The following is a 19,204-nucleotide window of genomic DNA, read 5'->3' on the forward strand; positions in this document are numbered from 1 at the left end:
TCCCCGCTCGACGGGCCGTCACCCGGCCGTCCCGACGCCGTCACTCGATCGGGTGTCCGGGCCCGGAAAGGCCCCGATGACCTGGGAGTCCGCACCTGCCGGGGCTGATCGGGTAGGCGGGCGGCGCGTTACCGGGACCTGCTCGTCAGGTCCACATAAGCCTGGAGTAGGGTTTGGCCCGCATAAGCATTCAAACCGTGCCCGTGGACGGGTCGCCGGGGAGGCTCACAGCAGTACTCCTGGGGGCGGCGCGCAGCGGGCGAGACTTCGGGAAGGCGCTACGTGAGTCCCAACGGCTCCGACCGCTCGCCGCGGCGCACGATGCGGCGGAAGCTGCCTCAGGCGCTGGCACTGGGCCTCGTCATCGCGACCGCTACCGGCTGCTCGGCCAATGACCTGCCCAGGCTTGGCCTCCCCAGCCCCGTGACCACGACTGGACATCTCGTCCTTCAGATGTGGCAGGGGTCCTGGATCGCGGCGCTGGTGGTCGGCGTACTGATGTGGGGTCTGATCCTCTGGAGCGTGATCTTCCACCGGCGCAGCCGCACCGGTATCGAGATCCCGCCGCAGACCCGCTACAACGTGCCGATCGAGGCGCTGTACACGGCGGTCCCCATCGTCATCGTCTCGGTCCTCTTCTACTTCGTCGCCCGCGACGAGGCGAAGCTGACCTCGGTCTCGGCGAAGCCGCAGCACTACGTCAACGTGGTGGGCTTCCAGTGGAGCTGGGCCTTCAACTACGAGAACACCGAGACCCCTGACCCCAACAGCCAGGTCGCCGCGTACGACGTGGGTACTCCCGGGAACCTGCCCGTGCTCTGGCTGCCCGTCAACGAGTCGGTGCAGTTCCGGCTGACCTCCCGCGACGTGATCCACGACTTCTGGCCCGTCAACTTCCTGATGAAGATGGACGTGGTGCCGGGCGTGGTGAACCGGTTCGAGGTCACCCCGACCCAGATCGGCACCTATGACGGCAAGTGCGCGGAGCTCTGCGGCGTGGACCACTCCCGGATGCTCTTCAAGGTGAAGGTCGTTTCGCACGACGACTACGTGAAGCACCTGCAGGACCTGCGGGCCAAGGGCCAGGCCGGCGCGGTGCCCTCGGGTATCACGAGCATGGGAAGTGAAGAGAAGTGACCATCCTCAACGAACCCGCCGCAGCCGGCGGGGCTGGGGGCACCGTCGCGGCGGGGAAGGTCAAGCGCCCCCGTACGCCCGGCGCCACCATCATCAAGTGGCTGACCACCACTGACCACAAGACGATCGGCACGCTGTACCTCGGTACCTCGTTCGCGTTCTTCCTGATCGGTGGCATCCTGGCGCTGGTGATGCGCGCCGAGCTGGCTCGTCCCGGGACCCAGATCCTGTCGAACGAGCAGTTCAACCAGGCCTTCACCATGCACGGCACGATCATGCTGCTGATGTTCGCGACCCCGCTCTTCGCGGGCTTCGCGAACTGGATCATGCCGCTGCAGATCGGCGCGCCCGATGTCGCCTTCCCGCGGCTGAACATGTTCGCCTACTGGCTCTACCTGTTCGGCTCGCTGATCGCGGTCGGCGGCTTCCTCACCCCGCAGGGTGCGGCGGACTTCGGTTGGTTCGCCTACTCGCCGCTGTCGGACGCGGTCCGCTCGCCGGGCGTCGGCGCCGACATGTGGATCATGGGTCTGGCCTTCTCCGGCTTCGGCACCATCCTCGGTGCGGTCAACTTCATCACCACCATCATCTGCATGCGCGCCCCCGGCATGACGATGTTCCGGATGTCGATCTTCGTCTGGAACGTCCTGCTGACCGCCGTGCTGGTGCTGCTGGCCTTCCCGGTGCTCGCCGCCGCCCTGTTCGCCCTGGAGGCGGACCGCAAGTTCGGGGCGCACGTCTTCGATCCGAACAACGGTGGAGCCCTCCTGTGGCAACACCTGTTCTGGTTCTTCGGCCACCCCGAGGTGTACATCATCGCGCTGCCGTTCTTCGGCATCGTGTCGGAGATCGTGCCGGTCTTCAGCCGCAAGCCGATGTTCGGCTACTCCGGTCTGATCGCCGCGACCATCGGCATCGCCGGCCTCTCGGTGACGGTGTGGGCGCACCACATGTACGTCACCGGCCAGGTGCTGCTGCCCTTCTTCTCCTTCATGACCTTCCTGATCGCCGTCCCGACCGGGGTGAAGTTCTTCAACTGGGTCGGCACCATGTGGAAGGGCTCGCTGAGCTTCGAGACCCCGATGCTCTGGACGGTCGGCTTCCTGGTCACCTTCCTCTTCGGTGGTCTGACCGGTGTGCTGCTGGCCTCGCCGCCGATCGACTTCCACGTCTCGGACTCGTACTTCGTCGTCGCCCACTTCCACTACGTGGTCTTCGGCACCGTCGTCTTCGCGATGTTCGCCGGGTTCCACTTCTGGTGGCCGAAGATGACCGGCAAGATGCTGGACGAGCGCCTCGGCAAGATCACCTTCTGGACGCTGTTCATCGGCTTCCACACCACCTTCCTGGTGCAGCACTGGCTCGGCGCCGAGGGCATGCCCCGACGGTACGCCGACTACCTGGCCTCGGACGGCTTCACCACGCTGAACACCGTCTCGACCATCGGCTCCTTCCTGCTCGGCATGTCGATCCTGCCGTTCCTCTACAACGTCTGGAAGACCGCCAAGTACGGCGAGAAGGTCGAGGTCGACGACCCGTGGGGTTACGGCCGTTCGCTGGAGTGGGCGACCTCCTGCCCGCCGCCGCGGCACAACTTCCTCACCCTGCCGCGGATCCGCTCCGAATCCCCGGCGTTCGACCTGCACCACCCGGAGATCGCCCAGCTTGACTACCTGGAGCTGCACGGCCACACGGCCAAGCACCTGGAGGGCGTCGCTCCGGCCGAGTACGACATGCCGGGCAAGAAGCAGGAGGGTGGTGCCTGATGAAGGAACAGGGCAAGATCTTCGCGGGTTTCGCCGTCTTCATCCTGATCATGGCGATCGTCTACGGGGTGTGGACCGACTCGCACGACGGTCACGTCGAGGCGGCCGGCACCACGGCACTCTTCCTGGGCTTCGGCCTGTGTGCCTTCATCGGCTTCTACTTGGGCTTCACGGCCCGCCGGGTGGACCTGGGCGCGGGCGACAACCCCGAGGCCGAGGTCTCGGACGACGCCGGTGAGATGGGCTTCTTCGCCCCGCACAGCTGGCAGCCGCTCTCCCTGGCGATCGGTGGTGCGCTCGCGTTCATGGGCGTCATCTTCGGCTGGTGGCTGATGTTCTGGGCCGTCCCGATCATCCTGATCGGCCTGTACGGCTGGGTCTTCGAGTTCTACCGCGGCGAGAACCGCAACCAGTAGGCTCCGGCACCCACGCACCGGCGGGACCCCTCTTCGGAGGGGTCCCGCCTGTTTTGTTGCTCCGGCCGAGTACCAGATTCACCCCGGCGGGTGCAGCGGCGTGCGTCGAGCGGATCCGGGTGCGGTGATGTTCCTACGATCTGATGCGTCGTCCAACCCGAGGAGGATCCGGTGGACGTCAGATGGGCAGGAGACCGGGGGAGCAGCACCGGGCGGGGCCGTCACGCGACGGTCTGGCTGGTGCTCACCCCGCTGCTGGTCGGGCCGCTCGCGGCCTGCTCCGGCGGCGGCAACGGAACGACCCCGCCGCACTCGATCGACGCCGGCCGCCTGGTGCACACCTCGGCCGCGGGCGACACCGACCCGGGCAAGCCGTTCACGGTGACGGCGCAGGGCGGCGGCACCCTCACCGACGTGACGCTCAGCGGCCCGGACGGCAAGCAGGTGGCCGGCGCGCTGGACCCCGACGGCCACGGCTGGCACAGCACCACCCCGCTGCTCCCGGCGACCCACTACACCGCCCGGATCGCGGCGGCCGACGGCCGCGGCGGCCGCGGCCAGACCACCGCGGACTTCACCACCAAGGCGGCCGACAAGACGCTCACCGTGACCCTCGGCCCCGACCTGGGCCGGGACACCTACGGCGTGGGCGAGCCGCTGACCGCGGAGCTCTCCGAGCCAATCAGCGACCCCGCCGTGCGGCAGCAGGTCGAGAAGGCCCTCACGGTGACCTCCACGCCCGCGGTGACCGGCGCCTGGTACTGGGTGGACGACAAGAACCTGCACTTCCGCCCGAAGGACTACTGGCCCACCGGCGCCAAGGTGAAGCTCGAGTGGACCGGCCAGGGCCTGGAGATCGACGACCACGGGACGTACGGCGGCCCGGCCACCGATGTGGCGTTCACGGTCGGCGACCGGGTGGAGGCCGTGGTGGACGCCGCCAGCGACCAGCTCACCTTCAAGCGCAACGGCGCGGTGGTGAACACCATCCCGGTGACCACCGGCAAGCCCGGCTTCGACACCCGCAACGGCATCAAGGTGGTGCTCGGCCAGGAGCGCTCGGTGCAGATGAAGAGCGAGACCATCGGCATCGCGCAGGGCAGCAGCGAGGCCTACGACCTCAACGTGGAGTGGGCCACCCGGGTGACCTGGAGCGGCGAGTACGTGCACGCCGCCCCCTGGTCGGTGGCCTCCCAGGGCGTCGCCAACGTCAGCCACGGCTGCACCGGCATGAGCACCGACAACGCCAAGTGGTTCTACCAGAACACCCGGATCGGCGACATCGTCCAGGTGGTCAACAGCAAGGGGCGCCAGATGGAGCCGTTCGGCAACGGCTTCGGGGACTGGAACGTGAGCTGGGACGACTGGCTGAAGGGCAGCGCCCTGGGCAAGCCGGTCAGCACCGACGCCCCGCCGGAGGCCGCGCAGGCCGCCGCCACCCTGCGTCCGCAGTTCTAGGCCGACGGCTCCAGGGCCGCCCCCGGCAGGCCCCCGTAGACGAGGTCCAGCGCGCCGACCACGGCCGCCTGGGCCTCGTCGCGGTCCAGGCCCAGGCGGTGCACCCGCTCGGCGTACTCGTTGGCCGCCGTGCTGGCCAGCCGGTGCGCGGTGTCCCCCACCGCGGCCACCAGGGTGCCGCGCCGGCCGTGGGTCTCCACCACGCCGTCCGCCTCCAGCTCCCGGTAGGCACGGGCCACCGTGTTGGCCGCCAGGCCCAGTTGCTCGGCCAGCGCCCGCACGGTCGGCAACTTCAGCCCGGCCGGCAGGGCGCCGGCCCTGGCCTGCTCGGCGATCTGCGCGCGCAGCTGCTCGTAGGGGGGAGTGGGGCCGGCGTGGTCGATGCTCAGCTGCACTTGCTGCGGCTCCTTCTGCGGGGGGCTGACGAGGCGTCACCATATTGTGCACCCGCGACCGGGCGGCCCGGATATGCCAAGGGCCCCTGCCCGGCGGATGCCGGGCAGGGGCCCTCAGGTGGCTGACGCGCTGTGCTCTCTACCGAGAGCGGAGATCAGTGGTGGCCGTGGCCGCTGGTGATCTCCTGGTGCTCCTCGGCGGTCGGCTTGGGGATCTGGCCGTGCTCGCCGAAGTAGCCCTCGGACAGCTTGGCCCGGGTCTTGGTCATCAGGCCGACCTTGCGGGCGACACCGTTCTCGTCGACCTCGGCGGGCAGCTCGACCGGCTCGTACTGCTCGTGCGCGGTGAGCGTGTGCAGCTTGTCCTGCGGGAGCTGGGCGTGCACCTCGATGAACTCACCGTGCGGCAGCCGCTTGATGACACCGGTCTCGCGACCGTGCAGCACCTTGTCCTTGTCACGGCGCTGCAGGCCGAGGCACCAGCGCTTGGTGACGAAGTAGACGATCACCGGGACGACGAACGAGCCGACCCGCACGAAGTACGTGATGTCGTTCAGCGACAGGTGGAAGTGCGTCGCGATCAGGTCGTTGCCACCGCCGGAGAGCAGCACCAGGTAGAGGCTGATCCAGGCGGCACCGAGGGCGGTGCGGACCGGGGCGTTGCGCGGGCGGTCCAGGATGTGGTGCTCGCGCTTGTCGCCGGTGATCCAGGCCTCGATGAACGGGTAGACCGCGATCATCAGCAGGACCAGCGGGAAGAGCATCAGCGGGATGAAGACGCCCAGGTTCAGGGTGTGGCCCCAGGCCCGGATCTCCCAACCCGGCATGACACGGATCAGACCCTCGGCGAAGCCCATGTACCAGTCGGGCTGGGCGTCGGTGGAGACCTGGTCCGGGCGGTACGGGCCGTAGGCCCAGACCGGGTTGACCGAGGCGATCGCGGACATCGCCGCGATGATGCCGAAGACCAGGAAGAAGAAGCCACCGGCCTTCGCCATGTAGACCGGCATCAGCGGCATGCCGACGACGTTCTTCTCGGTCCGGCCCGGGCCCGCCCACTGGGTGTGCTTGTGGTAGAAGACCAGGATCAGGTGCGCCACCAGCAGGCCGAGCATGACGCCCGGGATCAGCAGCACGTGGATGGTGAAGAACCGCGGCACGATGTCGGTGCCGGGGAACTGCCCGCCGAACAGGAACATCGCGATGTAGGTGCCCACCAGCGGGACGGCCAGGATGGCGCCCTCCATGAACCGGATGCCGGTGCCGGAGAGCAGGTCGTCGGGGAGCGAGTACCCGAGGAAGCCGTCGAAGAAGCCCAGGAAGAGCAGCAGGAAACCGAAGATCCAGTTGATCTCACGGGGCTTGCGGAACGCGCCGGTGAAGAAGACGCGCATCATGTGCACGAACATCGCGGCGACGAACACGATGGCGGCCCAGTGGTGGATCTGACGGATCAGCAGACCACCGCGGACCTCGAAGCTGATGTTCAGCGTCGAAGCGTAGGCCTCCGACATCCTGATGCCGTTGAGCGGGGCGTAGGAGCCGTTGTAGACGACCTCACCCATGCTCGGCTTGAAGAAGAGCGTCAGGTAGACGCCCGTCAGGATGATGATGATGAAGGTGTACAGGCAGATCTCACCGAGCATGAAGGACCAGTGGTCCGGGAAGATCTTGCGCAGGTTGGACTTGGCGAGGGAGTAGATCCCCAGCCGGCCGTCCAGGTAGTCCGCGGCGGCCTCGGCCTTGTTGGCAGGCTTGGCGCGGGTGCTGGCCGGTGCGGCCGTCTTGGCGCTGGCCGAGGAACTCATGCGTTGCGCTCCCAGAAGCTCGGGCCGACGGGCAGGGTGAAGTCCTGGGTGGCGATCAGGTAGCCCGAGGCATCGGTGGTGATCTTCAGCTGCGGCAGCGGGTGGCCGGCCGGGCCGAAGATGACGCGGGCGCCGTCCGACAGGTCGAAGGTCGACTGGTGGCACGGGCAGAGCGCGTGGTGGGTCTGCTGCTCGTACAGCGAGATCGGGCAACCGACGTGGGTGCAGATCTTGGAGTAGGCGAGCACGCCCTCGAAGCCCAGGGCCGCGGACTGCGGGTCCTTGATGTCGGTCGGCTGGAGGCGGACCAGCATCAGCGCGTCCGTGGCGATGGCCTCCTGGAAGTCCTCGTCGGACTCCTGCAGACCGCCGGGGCGCAGCGCCGAGGGGCCGGGCTTGGCGAAGGTCAGCGAGCCGACCCCGATGTCCTCGGCCTTCATCGGCAGGTTGGTGTTCATGTTGATCAGGCGGATCGGGTTGGTCGGAGTGGCCTCCTTCCAGCCCGTGACGTCCAGCTTCTCCTCCGGCAGCGGGCCGAGGTCGCGCAGCAGCACCACGCCGGAGAGCGGGACCAGGGCCATCGAGCCGATCAGGGTGTTGCGGATCATCTTGCGGCGGCCGAAGCCCGACTCGGCGGCACCGGTCTTGAACTTCTGGATGACGTCGGCGCGGACGTCGTCGTCGGCCTCGATCGCGTGGCGGTCGTCGGCGATCTCGACGTCCGACATCAGGGTGCGGGCCCAGTGCACGGCGCCGGCGCCGATGCAGAAGAGCGCCACGCCCAGGGTCATGCCGAGCGCGAAGTTCAGGGCGTTGATGTGACCCAGCGGGAAGACGTAAACGATCTTCGACGGGTCGATGGCCACGTACGAGGCGATGAAGCCCACGGTGGCCAGCATCGAGACGATGAACAGCAACGACACCTGGCGCTCGGCCCGCTTGGCGGCCCGCTCGTCGATGTCGGTCCGGCGCGGCTCGTGGGGCGGCAGGCCCGGGTCCGCGAACGGGTTGTCGGCAGCAGCTACGTCGCCGTGCCCTTCGCCGGCGCCGTGCGCCTGCGGCAGCTTGTCGTCTGACATGTCCTGGCTCATGACTTCTTGGCCTTGGTGGTGTGGGCGGCAACCCAGATCGCGATGGCGATCAGGACGCCGAGGCCGAAGATCCAACCGAACAGGCCCTCGGTGACCGGGCCGAGGCTACCCAGCGAGAGGCCACCGGGGTTCGGCGCCTCGTTGGCCTGGTAGCGGACGAAGGCCACGATCTCCTGCTTCTGCTTCTCCGGCATGGTGCTGTCCGGGAAGGAGGGCATGTTCTGCGGGCCGGTCTGCATGGCCTCGTAGATGTGCTTGGGGTCGACGTTCTCCAGCGACGGGGCGTACTTGCCCTGCGTCAGCGCACCACCCGCACCGGCGAAGTTGTGGCACTGCGAGCAGTTGGTACGGAAGAGCTCGCCACCCTTGGCGATGGCGTCCGTCTCGGTCGCGGTGTACTGGTCCTTGGTCGGCGTCACCGGGCCGGGACCCAGCGAGGCGACGAAGGCGGCCAGCTGGTCGATCTCGGGCTGGCTGTAGATGGGCTGCTTGCGCGGCACCTGGGCGCCGGGCTGCTGGGCGGGCATGCGGCCGGTGCCGACCTGGAAGTCGACGGCGGCGGAACCCACGCCCACCAGGCTCGGGCCCATGGTGGTGCCCTGGCCGTTCAGGCCGTGGCAGGAGGAGCAGCCCACGGCGAAGAGCCGCTTGCCCTCGTCGATCGCGAGCGACTGCGCGGAGCTGTCAGCCTGGGCCTTCTCGGCGGGCGCGAACGCGGCGTACAGCCCCCCGGAGGCCACGAGGGCGAAGAGTAGGACGACCAGCGCCGCCAGTGGGTGGCGCCGTCGTGCGGAGAGCTTTTTCACGGATTAACCCCGGTGTCAGGATCTGGTCGTCTGGTGGTGGCCCGGTGTCGGTGACGGCACCGGCAGGGGGCAGGGAGCACGGGCAAAGGACCCGGCGCCACTGGGGCATTCGGGTCCGGCCGGCGAGCCAGCGACCTGATCGGCTACTTGATCAGGTAGATGGTCGCGAAGAGGCCGATCCAGACCACGTCGACGAAGTGCCAGTAGTACGACACGACGATCGCCGCGGTGGCCTGCTCATGCGTGAACCGCTTGGCGGCGTAGGTCCGCCCCAGCACCAGCAGGAAGGCGATCAGACCGCCCGTCACGTGGAGCCCGTGGAACCCGGTGGTCAGGTAGAACACCGTGCCGTACGGGTCGGAGGACAACGAGAGGTGGTCCTTCTTCACCAGCGAGGTGTACTCGTAGATCTGGCCGCCGATGAAGATCGCGCCCATCACGAAGGTGACCGTGAACCACGAGCGGAGCTTCTTGACGTCACCGCGCTCGGCGGCGAACACGCCGAGCTGGCAGGTGAGCGAGGAGAGCACCAGGATCGTGGTGTTCACGGAGGAGAAGGGGACGTTGAGGGCATGCGCCTTCTCGGCCCAGAAGTCTGGTCCCTTCACGGAACGCGCCGTGAAGTACATCGCGAAGAGGGCCGCGAAGAACATCAGCTCGGAACTCAGCCAGACGATGGTTCCGACACTGGTCATGTTCGGTCGGTTGACCGATCCATGCGCGTGCCCGGTTTCTGTTGCTGTTGCTGTCGCCACGACCGACATTATGTCGGTCCCTTATTCCGTCTTCACGCCGGGGGGTCTCCCTCGGAGTGTCCGGTGCGTGCGGTATGCCCGGATGCCGGTACCAGCGGCTTTGCTCCCGACGGGGGGTCTCCGAGGGCCCGTCAGCACCGTCGGCTGACCGCCCATCGCCCGGACGGGTGACGGTCACTCACGCGAGTGGCGCCAGCCGGATCCCGGTGCCGCAGAGGAGATAGTGCCGGATGCTCACCGGGACGGGGGAAGCGGGAGTAGCATCCGGAGGTGGTGGACGTGGTCTGGATCACATTCGTCTGACACATGGGAGCAGGTCCGATGACGTACGGCAGCGACGAGACGCTCACCGTCCTCGTCTACAGCGACGACCGCAACACCCGGGCGCAGGTGACCTCGGCCCTCGGCCGGCGCCCGGCCGCCGACCTGCCGGAGCTGGAGTACCTGGAGTGCGCCACCACTCCGGCGGTGCTGCGGGCACTGGAGAAGGGCGGCGTGGACCTGTGCGTGCTCGACGGCGAGGCGGTGCCGGCCGGCGGGCTCGGCCTGGCCCGGCAGGTGAAGGACGAGATCTACGGCTGCCCGCCGGTCCTGGTGCTGATCGGTCGTCCGCAGGACAGCTGGCTGGCCGCCTGGAGCCGGGCCGACGCGGCGATCTCCCAGCCGGTGGACCCGGTGGCGCTGGCCGAGGCGGCCGCCGGCTTGCTGCGCAGCCGGCTGGGCGCCCGCACGCTGTCGAGCTGAGCCGGGCCGCCTCCGGTCCCGCCGGTCAAGACGGACGGGCCGCCGGGCAGCGCGGCGCAGTCTCAGAGGAAGAGAAGGGCCGCCGTCCACCGGACGGCGGCCCTGCCGCGCTCGTTAGGCTGGCGACGACCTGTTTCGTCCGCACCTGATGCGAGCTGGAGAGTCGGCCATGGTGAATGTGAAGCCTGTGAGTGGCGGTAACCACCCCACGCAGGTGAGCCGCACCTGGCCGGACGTCCTCTCGGTGCTGCTGGGCGGCGACGACCTCAGCCGGGCCGACACCGCCTGGGCGATGGACCGGATCATGAGCGGCGAGGCCAGCCCGGTCCAGGTGGCCGGCTTCATGGTGGCGCTGCGGGCCAAGGGCGAGACGGTCGACGAGATCTCCGGCCTGGTCGAGGCGATGTACCAGCACGCCCGGCCGCTGGTCATCCCCGGGCCGGCGGTGGACATCGTCGGCACCGGCGGCGACCGGGCGAAGACCGTCAACATCTCCACCATGTCCGCGGTCGTCGCGGCGGCGGCCGGCGCCAAGGTGGTCAAGCACGGCAACCGGGCGTCCTCCTCGGCCAGCGGCTCCTCGGACGTGCTGGAGCGGCTCGGGGTGCGGCTGGACCTGACTCCGCGCCGGGTCGCCGAGGTGGCCGAGGAGATCGGCCTCACCTTCTGCAACGCCGCCACCTTCCACCCCGCGATGCGGCACACCGCCGCCGCCCGGCGCGACCTCGGGGTGCCGACCGCGTTCAACATCCTCGGCCCGCTCACCAACCCCGCCCGGGTGACGGCCCATGCCGTCGGCTGCTTCGACACCCGGCTGGCCGGACTGATCGCCGGGGTGCTCGCCGAGCGCGGCTCCACCGCCCTGGTCTTCCGCGGTGACGACGGGCTGGACGAGCTGACCATCTGCGACAGCTCCCGGGTCTGGCTGGTGCGTGACGGGCAGGTGACCGAGACCGTGCTCGACCCGCGCCGGCTCGGCATCGAGCGGGTGGGCATCGAGGCGCTGCGCGGCGCCGACCCGGAGTACAACGCCCGGGTGGCCCGTCGGGTGCTGGGGGGCGAGCACGGCCCGGTGCGCGACGCCGTGGTGCTCAACTCGGCGGCCGCACTGGTCGCCCTGGAGCTCACCGACGCGCCGCTGACCGAGCAGCTGGCCGCCGCGATGAAGCGCACCGCCGCCGCGGTGGACTCCGGCGCGGCGATCGGACTGCTGGACCGCTGGGCGGCGGCCACCGCCGGCTGACGCCCCGTCGACCGATCAGCCGTCCGGATGGTGGAAAGGGCGGTTGACCGTGTCTCCAGGGTGTGCATAAGGTCTGCGTCAGGTCATGAGTGACAGCGCGACAAGCCCCAGCTTGCTGTCCGGCAACCCTCCGTCCGTGGCGGGGTGCCCTGGGTGAAGACCGGGCTCGGCGGCGACAGGTCCGCAGGGCAAGCGCGGACCACCGGACGACACGCACCCCCGGGGTCCTTGACCCCAGGAGGAGTGCGTTCCCATGACGTCCAACCAGCTGACCGCCGACTGTGCCGCCCCGCTCGCCGTGCTCGGCGCCGACGTCCAGGTGCCGCTGGTCTCCGGTGAGAAGGTCGGCTACGCCGCGCTCGACTACGCCGCCAGCGCCCCCGCCCTGCAGCGGGTCTGGGACGACGTGGCCGGCTACGCCCCTTATTACGGCAGCGTGCACCGCGGCGCCGGCTACCTCTCGCAGCTCTCCACCGACCTGTTCGAGCAGAGCCGGCGCACCGTCGCCGACTTCCTCGACCTGCGCGACGGCGACCAGGTGGTGTTCACCCGGGCCACCACCGACTCGCTCAACCTGCTGGCCGGCGCGGTGCCGACCGACACCCGGGTGTTCGCCTTCGAGACCGAGCACCACGCCTCGCTGCTGCCCTGGCGGCAGGCCGGCCTGACGGTCGGCTACCTGCCGGCGCCGCGCTCGCACGCCGAGGCGGTGGCCGCGCTGGACGCCGCCCTGGCCGAGGCCCCGCACGGCCCCAGGCTGCTCTGCGTCACCGGCGCCTCCAACGTCACCGGCGAGCTGTGGCCGGTGGCCGAGCTGACCCGGACGGCCCACCGGCACGGTGCCCGGGTGGTGCTGGACGCCGCGCAGCTGGCCCCGCACCACCCGGTCTCGGTCCGCGAGCTGGACGTCGACTGGGTCGCCTTCTCCGGCCACAAGCTCTACGCCCCGTTCGGCGCCGGCGTGCTGGCCGGTCGCGCCGACTGGCTGGACGCGGCCGAGCCCTACCTGGCCGGCGGCGGGGCCTCGCGCACCGTGGCGCGGCAGGCGGACGGCTCGGTCGCCGTCGAGTGGCACTCCGGTCCGGCCCGGCACGAGGCCGGTTCGCCCAACGTCATCGGGGCCCTTGCCATCGCCTCGGCCTGCCGGGCGCTCGGCGAGACCGGCTTCGACCGGCTGCGGGCCCATGAGCAGCTGCTGATCGACCGGCTCACCGCAGGCCTCGCCGAGATCCCCGAGGTCCGGGTGCTCAACCTGTTCGGGGAGGGCGCGCCGCGCGTCGGGGTGCTCTCCTTCGTGGTGAGCGGCTGGAACAGCTCGCACTTCGCGGCGGCGCTCTCCGCCGAGTACGGGATCGGGGTGCGGGACGGGCTGTTCTGCGCCCACCCGCTGGTGCGCACGCTGCTGGACCAGCAGGACGCGGCACCCTCGGCGTGCGGCGCCCCCGAGCCCTCGCTGCCGGGGGAGCGCAGCCTCAACGCGATCCGGGTCAGCTTCGGCGCCGGCACGCCGGGGGAGCACGTGGACCGGTTCCTGGCGGCCGTGCGCGAGCTGGTCACCGACGGGGCGCGCTGGACCTACCGCAACGAGGGCGGCCGGTGCGTCGCGGACACCCGCCGCTGAGGTGGGCCACCCGGCCGGGGGGCGGGCGGTCGGCACCGGGGTGGCGGGCGGTCGGCGCCGGGCCGACCGCCCGTCAGCTGTCCAGGCCGATGGCGAAGGCCGCCTCCAGGTCGTGCTGGGAGTAGGTGCGGAAGGCGATGTGGGTCTCGGTGCTCACCACGCCCGGCACCTTGTTGAGGCGGCCCGGGATCACATCGGCCAGGTCGTCGTGCCGACGCACCCGGACCATCGCGACCAGGTCGCACCCGCCGGTCACCGAGTACACCTCGCTCACCCCGTCGATCGCCGCGATGGCTTCGGCGATCTCGGGGGTCCGGTCGATGCTGGTCTTGATGAGCACGATGGCTGTGATCACGGCGTGGCTCCTGGTCGGCGGATGGGCTCAGGGTATCCGGCCCGGCGGCCCAGGGCCCAGAGGGCGAGGAACCCGCCGGTGAACCCGATCACGTGCGCCAGGTAGGCGACGCCCGGCCCGGCCTGGTCCGCCGACCACCACTGCGTGGCGAACCAGAGCCCCAGCACCAGCCAGGCCGGGAAGCGCAGCGGCAGGAAGAGGAGCACCGGCACCAGCGCGGTCACCCGGGCCTTCGGGTAGAGCCGCAGGTAGCCGCCGAGCACCCCGGCGATCGCCCCCGAGGCGCCGACCAGCGGCCGCAGCGCCTGCGGGCCGGAGTGGGTGGTGAGCGCGTAGCCGTAGGTCGCGAGCAGCCCGGCCGCCAGATAGAAGACGAGGAACCGCGACCGCCCGAGCCGCTGCTCCACCGCCGGGCCGAAGACGAAGAGGAAGAGCATGTTGCCCAGCAGGTGCAGCCAGCCGCCGTGCACGAAGAGCGCGCTGACCGCGGAGACCGCCGGCAGCTTGCCCGGGGTGCGCTGCGGCGGGCAGTCCGGCAGCACCGGTGCCAGCCCGGCCAGCTGGGCGGACGTCAGCGGACGGTCGCTCAGCAGCTCCGCCGGGACGGCGCCCCAGCGCTGCTGGTAGCGCTGGGCGGCGCAGGCCCGGGCGGCGGGCTGGGTGCCGTAGGCCGGGTTGACCCCGCTCGGCCCGGCCAGGAAGACCAGGCAGTTCACCGCGATCAGTAGGTGGCAGACCAGGGGTGCCGACTGCGCTCGGGTCGGGAGCATGAGCCGATGCATTCCGCGTCGAACCGGTGATGACACCCCGGTGACGGCGAACGAGTGAGCCGTCCGGGAGCTCGGGGCGGCGGCCGGGTGAGCCGTCCAGCACGTGGACGATCGGCCATCCGGCGGCCGCCGCCAAGGGCCCAGGCCCTAGGCTTGGTGCCCTGGCCGGAACCCGCTCCGGACCAGCGAACGAGAGGACTCCCATGCCCGTCCCCGTGCCCACGGCCGAAACCCGCTGGCGCTGCGCGCTCTGCGGCAATCTGACCCGTTTCGACGTGACCAAGTCCTCCCGGGTCGTCGAGTTCGTCCACCTCGACCTGGCCGGCGAGCCGCAGGTGGAGGAGCGCGAGGTGCTCAGCGAGACGGTGGAGTCGGTGCGCTGCCGCTGGTGCAACGCGGTCGACCAGGTGGAGCTGGTGCCCCGGCCGGACGCCGCCGGGGAAGCCTGACACCCTGGACCGGTGAGGGTGCCGCGTCCTGCGTGGTGTTCGTGGGATGCCGCGCACGAGACAATTGCACCGAGCGGTGTGTCAGGAGACCAGGGATCGGAGCCGAGGACGCGATGGACGCAGCGAGTCAGGCCGCCGAGTCCGAGGGGCCCCAGCCCGCCGGCGGTGAGCCGGTGGCGGCTGACGTCCCGAGCGACACCGGGGCCGGGCCGGTCGAGCAGCTCGACCGCCCGCTCCCCGAAGGCGTGCGCCGCCGGGTGGTGGGGCTGGCCGCCGACGCGCTCGGCGGGCTGCCGCTGACCGAGGTGCCGGCCACCCTGCGCCCGTACGCCAAGTTCACCGCCGCCCGCCGCGCCCGGTACGCCGGGACGGCGGTGGCCGCGGCGCTGGAGGCCGACCCGGTCTTCCGGACCCGGATAGCGGACCGGCTGCGGACCGGCCAGCCCGACCTGGTGGCGGCCCTGGAGGCCGGCCAGGTGCCGGGCGCGGCCGAGCCGCTGGACGTGGCGGCCGCCGCGTACCTGCTGCGCACCCGCGGCTGGACCCGCTTGGTGGCCGAGGCCGGTGAGCAGGCGGAGCGGGCCGAGGTGGCCGACGCGGCCGCCGAGGCCGCCCGGCTGGTGGAGAAGCTCCAGGAGGAGCTGGCCGCGACCAAGGCGGCGGCCCGGGCCGACCTGGAGCGCCAGCGCGCCGAGGGCGAGGGAGCGCGCCGCGAGCTGGAGGCGCTGCGCAAGAAGGTGCGCAGCCTGGAGAGCGACACCCGCCGGGCCCAGGCGGAGAGCCGCAAGCTGCAGGGCGAGCTGGACACCGCCAAGGCGGTGGCCGCCACCGAGCGGACCGGTCTGGAGAGCGAGAACCGGCGGCTGCGCCACCGGGTGGCCGAGCTGGAGGGCGCACTGGAGTCCGGCCGCCGGTCGGCGCGGGAGGGACGCAGCGTGGCCGACATGCGGCTGCGGCTGCTGCTGGACACCGTGCTGCAGTCCGCCCAGGGCCTGCAGCGCGAGCTGGCGCTGCCGGTCACCCAGCTGCACCCGGCCGACCTGGTGGACGCCGTGGTGCCGGGCACGGCCTCGCCGCACGACGTGGCCCGGCGCGCGCTGGCCGAGGACGATCCCGCGCTGCTGGACCAGCTGCTGGCGATCCCCCAGGTCCACCTGGTGGTGGACGGCTACAACGTGACCAAGACCGGCTACCCGGCGCTGCCGCTGGAGCAGCAGCGGCTGCGGCTGCTCGGCGGCCTGGCGATGCTGGCGCAGCGCACCCAGGCCGAGGTGACCTGCGTCTTCGACGGGCAGGACCTGGACGTGCCGGTGATCATGGCACCGCCGCGCGGGGTGCGGGTGCGGTTCAGCCGGACCGGGCAGACCGCGGACGAGCTGATCCGCCAGCTGGTCCGGGCCGAGCCGCAGGGCCGCCCGGTGGTGGTGGTGTCGGCCGACCGGGAGGTGGCCGACGGCGTGCGCGAGGCCGGTGCGCGCCCGGTCTCCTCGGTCCTGCTGCTCAACCGCCTGGCCCGGAGCTGAGCCGCTGTTCGCGCACCGACGGCCCGCTGGTGGTGAAGGCCCGGTGAAAGCCGTTCGACCGGGGCCGGTTCGTGGGTCGGGAGAGTGGCGCCGGCATCCGATGTTCAGTAGGGTCCGGCGGCAACCCTGTTTTTCCGGCCACTCACCCGATCAGGTGGGGCGTCGGTGGAAGAAGGAGCGGGTCCAGTGGCGTCCCACCGTCGTCCCAGGCAGCCGAGCCGCGCGCGGGTCTACGTCTTCACCACGGCCGCGGCCACCGCGGTGGCCCTCTCCGCGCAGCCGGGCGCCTGGGCCGATCCCAAGCCGTCGGTGGACGACGTCAAGGCGCAGGTCGACGGGTTGAACCAGCAGGTCGAGGCGGCGTCCGAGAAGTACGACGGGGCCAATGAGCACGCCGCCCAGCTGCGCCTGCAGGCCGCGCAGCTGCAGGACCAGGTGGCCCGCACCCAGCAGCAGGTGACGGACCTGGAGTCCGGTCTGGCGGCGGTGGCGGGCGACCAGTACCGCAACGACGGGATCGACCCCGCGGTCCAGGTGATGCTCGACTCCGACCCGCAGAGCTACCTGGCCCAGACGGCCAGCATGCAGATGGCCACCACCTCCGAGGCCGACGCGCTGAAGTCGCTCCTCGGCGAGCAGCGCAAGCTGGACCAGGAGAAGAAGGAAGCCGCCGACACGCTGGCCGAGCTGGACCGCACCACCCAGGAGCTGAACTCGGCCAAGACCGACGTGCAGTCCAAGTTGGCGGCGGCGCAGCAGCTGCTGGGTTCGCTGAGCGCCGCCGACCGGGCCGCGGTCACCGCCGACGACCGCGCTTCGCGCGGCGACACCCGCACGCCGGTGGGCCTGCCGCAGGCCGGCGGGTACGCGGGCAGCGCCGTGCAGTACGCGCTGTCCCGGCTGGGCGACTACTACGTCTGGGGCGCGACCGGCGCGACCACCTTCGACTGCTCGGGCTTGATGCAGTGGTCCTACGCGCGGGCCGGCGTCTCGCTGCCGCGCACCTCGCAGGAGCAGGCCACGGTCGGCACCGCGGTGCCCGGCCTGGCCCAGGCGCAGCCCGGCGACCTGGTGATCTACGGGAACGACGCGCACCACGTCGGGATGTACATCGGCAACGGCAAGGTGGTGCACGCCCCGCACACCGGCGACGTGGTGCGGGTCGCCGACGCCGCGTCGATCGGTCCGATCAAGACCATCCGCCGGGTCTGACCGATCCGCCGCCTCCCCGTCGAGCCGCCTGACGGGCGTTCGTCCTGAGGGCCGGTCAGCCTGCGTCCTGGAAGCCCGAGTGGTCCCGCTGTGAGCCGGGACACCCGTTCGACTGCCGCTTGGTCACTGACGGGTGATCCGCATATCACGGACAGTCAAAATTAGTCCGTAATTCCGACAAGGATTTGAACACATCACGGATGTGTTACTAGGGTCGGTTCCAGACCGTCGCGATGGCGTTCACCCGACCCGGGTGACAGCGGGGGTCACCGCCGAGTTCGGAAAGCAGCGCGGGCAGTTGACTGCCCGAGAGGAGCCCCTGCGGGGGGCTGCTGCGGACCGGAGCCGGGGAACCACTCGTTCCTCCGGGGTGAATCGGCGCCAGGTCGGCTCCCGGGCCGGTGAGGCGTCGTAGGGCATGCTTCCGGCCCGAACCCGTCAGCTCACCCGGTAGGCGGCCCGAGGAAGAAGGATTCGTGGCGTCCCATCGTCGTCCCAAGCCCGTCGGCCGAACGCGCGCGTCGATCCTGACCGCCGCTGCCGCGACCGCCGTCGCCCTGTCCACCCAGACCAGCGCGCACGCCGACCCGGCGCCGACGCTGGACCAGGTGAAGACCCAGGTCGACGACCTCAACGAGAAGGCCGAGGCGGCCAACCAGGCCTACCTGGAGGCCCAGTCCAAGCAGCAGACGCTGCAGAAGCAGGTCGGCGACCTGCAGGACCAGGTGGCCAGGCAGCAGGACCAGGTGACCAACCTGCAGAACGGCCTGGCGGGCGTGGCCGCCGACCAGTACGCCAACGACGGGATATCCCCGACGGTTCAGCTGATGCTGAACTCGAACCCGGACAACTTCCTCAACCAGGCCGGCTCGATCAACCAGCTGAACACCTCCCAGGGCGAGACGCTGAAGGAGCTCCAGCAGGAGCAGCGCAAGCTCGACCAGGACAAGGCCGACGCGAGCGGCAAGCTGGCCGAGCTCGACTCCATCACCGCCCAGCTGAAGTCCGCCAAGGACGACGCCCAGGCCAAGTTGAAGGCCGCCCAGGACCTGCTCAACTCGCTGACCGAGCAGCAGAAGCAGGCCATTGCCGCGCAGGAGGCCCAGGCCGCCGCCGCTGCCCAGGCCGCCGCCGCCCAGGCCCAGGCGCAGTCCCAGGCGCAGTCCCAGGCCGACCAGCAGGGCGCCGCCTCCCGCGGTGCCGCCCGCACCGACCTGAGCAGCATCCCGGCCGGTTCGCACGCGCAGGCCGCCATCGCCGCCGCCGAGTCGGCGCTGGGCGCGCCCTACGTCTACGGCGCGGCCGGTCCGTCCTCGTTCGACTGCTCGGGCCTGATGCAGTGGGCCTACGCGAAGGCCGGCGTCTCGCTGCCGCGCACCTCCGAGGAGCAGGCCACGGCCGGCACCAACGTGGGCACCGACATCGCCAACGCGCAGCCCGGTGACCTGATCATCTACTTCCAGGACGAGCACCACGTCGGCATGTACGTGGGTGGCGGGCAGATCATCCACGCCCCGCACACCGGCGCGAACGTGCGCTACGAGAACGCCACGGTGATGCCGATCGCGGCCATCATCCGCCCGTGACGCACCCCTGACGGTTCGTCAGGAGAGAGCCCGGTCCCCGCAGCGGGGGCCGGGCTCTCTCGGTTGGAT

At 70.7% G+C, this 19,204-nt stretch carries 18 protein-coding genes and 2 riboswitches; of the genes, 11 read left to right on the plus strand and 7 right to left on the minus strand.

Annotation, left to right across the window (positions count from 1 at the left end):
• The first annotated feature begins 282 nt into the window (after positions 1-282).
• The 4 genes from ctaC to LN042_RS16870 all read left to right on the plus strand — a co-directional run bounded on the left by ctaC (position 283) and on the right by LN042_RS16870 (position 4,777).
• Positions 283-1,137: an aa3-type cytochrome oxidase subunit II gene (gene ctaC / locus LN042_RS16855; RefSeq protein ID WP_230052047.1), complete on the plus strand. Its 855-nt coding sequence runs from the start codon at positions 283-285 to the stop codon at positions 1,135-1,137.
• Positions 1,134-2,903 (plus strand): aa3-type cytochrome oxidase subunit I, encoded by a 1,770-nt coding sequence (gene ctaD / locus LN042_RS16860; RefSeq protein WP_230052048.1) that lies wholly within the window; start codon positions 1,134-1,136, stop codon positions 2,901-2,903. Before ctaC ends, ctaD begins: the two co-directional genes overlap by 4 nt.
• Positions 2,903-3,319, plus strand: a complete 417-nt coding sequence (locus LN042_RS16865; protein WP_230052049.1) for a cytochrome c oxidase subunit 4 — start codon at positions 2,903-2,905, stop codon at positions 3,317-3,319. Before ctaD ends, LN042_RS16865 begins: the two co-directional genes overlap by 1 nt.
• 237 nt (positions 3,320-3,556) lie before the next feature.
• Positions 3,557-4,777, plus strand: coding sequence for a L,D-transpeptidase (locus LN042_RS16870; protein ID WP_372495758.1), 1,221 nt, complete (start codon positions 3,557-3,559; stop codon positions 4,775-4,777).
• Here the strand turns inward: LN042_RS16870 and LN042_RS16875 are convergent.
• From LN042_RS16875 to ctaE, 5 genes are all read right to left on the minus strand, one after another.
• Positions 4,774-5,172, minus strand: coding sequence for a GntR family transcriptional regulator (locus LN042_RS16875; RefSeq protein ID WP_230052051.1), 399 nt, complete (start codon positions 5,170-5,172; stop codon positions 4,774-4,776). The two genes, LN042_RS16870 and LN042_RS16875, sit on opposite strands and share 4 nt — an antisense overlap.
• A 155-nt stretch (positions 5,173-5,327) precedes the next feature.
• Complete coding sequence (gene qcrB, locus LN042_RS16880) at positions 5,328-6,980, minus strand: cytochrome bc1 complex cytochrome b subunit (RefSeq protein ID WP_230052052.1); 1,653 nt, start codon at positions 6,978-6,980, stop codon at positions 5,328-5,330.
• Positions 6,977-8,071: a cytochrome bc1 complex Rieske iron-sulfur subunit gene (gene qcrA / locus LN042_RS16885; protein ID WP_443667705.1), complete on the minus strand. Its 1,095-nt coding sequence runs from the start codon at positions 8,069-8,071 to the stop codon at positions 6,977-6,979. Before qcrA ends, qcrB begins: the two co-directional genes overlap by 4 nt.
• The gene (gene qcrC / locus LN042_RS16890; protein WP_230052054.1) at positions 8,068-8,877 is read right to left on the minus strand and encodes a cytochrome bc1 complex diheme cytochrome c subunit; all 810 of its coding nucleotides are present in this window, start codon (positions 8,875-8,877) and stop codon (positions 8,068-8,070) included. The genes qcrA and qcrC overlap by 4 nt, the downstream gene beginning before the upstream one ends.
• Positions 8,878-9,020: 143 nt before the next feature.
• Positions 9,021-9,641 carry an aa3-type cytochrome oxidase subunit III gene (gene ctaE, locus LN042_RS16895; RefSeq protein ID WP_101379978.1) on the minus strand — a complete coding sequence of 207 codons (621 nt, stop codon included), beginning with the start codon at positions 9,639-9,641 and terminating at the stop codon, positions 9,021-9,023.
• A 312-nt stretch (positions 9,642-9,953) separates the two neighbouring features.
• Between ctaE and LN042_RS16900 the strand changes: the two genes are divergently transcribed.
• The 3 genes from LN042_RS16900 to LN042_RS16910 all read left to right on the plus strand — a co-directional run bounded on the left by LN042_RS16900 (position 9,954) and on the right by LN042_RS16910 (position 13,240).
• Positions 9,954-10,376 (plus strand): hypothetical protein, encoded by a 423-nt coding sequence (locus LN042_RS16900; protein WP_230052055.1) that lies wholly within the window; start codon positions 9,954-9,956, stop codon positions 10,374-10,376.
• A gap of 169 nt (positions 10,377-10,545) precedes the next feature.
• Positions 10,546-11,619, plus strand: coding sequence for an anthranilate phosphoribosyltransferase (gene trpD / locus LN042_RS16905; RefSeq protein ID WP_230052056.1), 1,074 nt, complete (start codon positions 10,546-10,548; stop codon positions 11,617-11,619).
• Positions 11,620-11,700: 81 nt separating this feature from the next.
• Positions 11,701-11,820, plus strand: a riboswitch (SAM riboswitch).
• Positions 11,821-11,872: 52 nt separating this feature from the next.
• The gene (locus LN042_RS16910; protein WP_230052057.1) at positions 11,873-13,240 is read left to right on the plus strand and encodes an aminotransferase class V-fold PLP-dependent enzyme; all 1,368 of its coding nucleotides are present in this window, start codon (positions 11,873-11,875) and stop codon (positions 13,238-13,240) included.
• A gap of 73 nt (positions 13,241-13,313) precedes the next feature.
• Here the strand turns inward: LN042_RS16910 and LN042_RS16915 are convergent, their stop codons facing one another.
• A complete protein-coding gene (locus LN042_RS16915; protein WP_101379974.1) occupies positions 13,314-13,595 on the minus strand; it encodes an Lrp/AsnC family transcriptional regulator in 282 nt (93 codons plus the stop codon).
• The gene (locus LN042_RS16920) at positions 13,592-14,365 is read right to left on the minus strand and encodes a rhomboid family intramembrane serine protease (RefSeq protein WP_230052058.1); all 774 of its coding nucleotides are present in this window, start codon (positions 14,363-14,365) and stop codon (positions 13,592-13,594) included. The genes LN042_RS16915 and LN042_RS16920 overlap by 4 nt, the downstream gene beginning before the upstream one ends.
• 203 nt (positions 14,366-14,568) lie before the next feature.
• Between LN042_RS16920 and LN042_RS16925 the strand changes: the two genes are divergently transcribed.
• The 4 genes from LN042_RS16925 (at position 14,569) to LN042_RS16940 (ending at position 19,135) form a co-directional block, all read left to right on the plus strand.
• Entirely contained in the window at positions 14,569-14,814 is a 246-nt protein-coding gene (locus tag LN042_RS16925; RefSeq protein ID WP_230052059.1) for a hypothetical protein, read from the plus strand.
• A 113-nt stretch (positions 14,815-14,927) separates the two neighbouring features.
• Entirely contained in the window at positions 14,928-16,337 is a 1,410-nt protein-coding gene (locus tag LN042_RS16930; RefSeq protein ID WP_230052060.1) for an NYN domain-containing protein, read from the plus strand.
• A gap of 186 nt (positions 16,338-16,523) precedes the next feature.
• Positions 16,524-17,549, plus strand: a complete 1,026-nt coding sequence (locus tag LN042_RS16935) for a C40 family peptidase (protein ID WP_230052061.1) — start codon at positions 16,524-16,526, stop codon at positions 17,547-17,549.
• A gap of 320 nt (positions 17,550-17,869) precedes the next feature.
• A riboswitch (cyclic di-AMP (ydaO/yuaA leader) is annotated at positions 17,870-18,022 on the plus strand.
• 3 nt (positions 18,023-18,025) lie between these two features.
• Positions 18,026-19,135, plus strand: coding sequence for a C40 family peptidase (locus tag LN042_RS16940; protein ID WP_230052062.1), 1,110 nt, complete (start codon positions 18,026-18,028; stop codon positions 19,133-19,135).
• The last annotated feature ends 69 nt before the right edge of the window (positions 19,136-19,204 follow it).

This window comes from Kitasatospora humi, from assembly GCF_020907985.1.
GTDB lineage: Bacteria > Actinomycetota > Actinomycetes > Streptomycetales > Streptomycetaceae > Kitasatospora > Kitasatospora humi.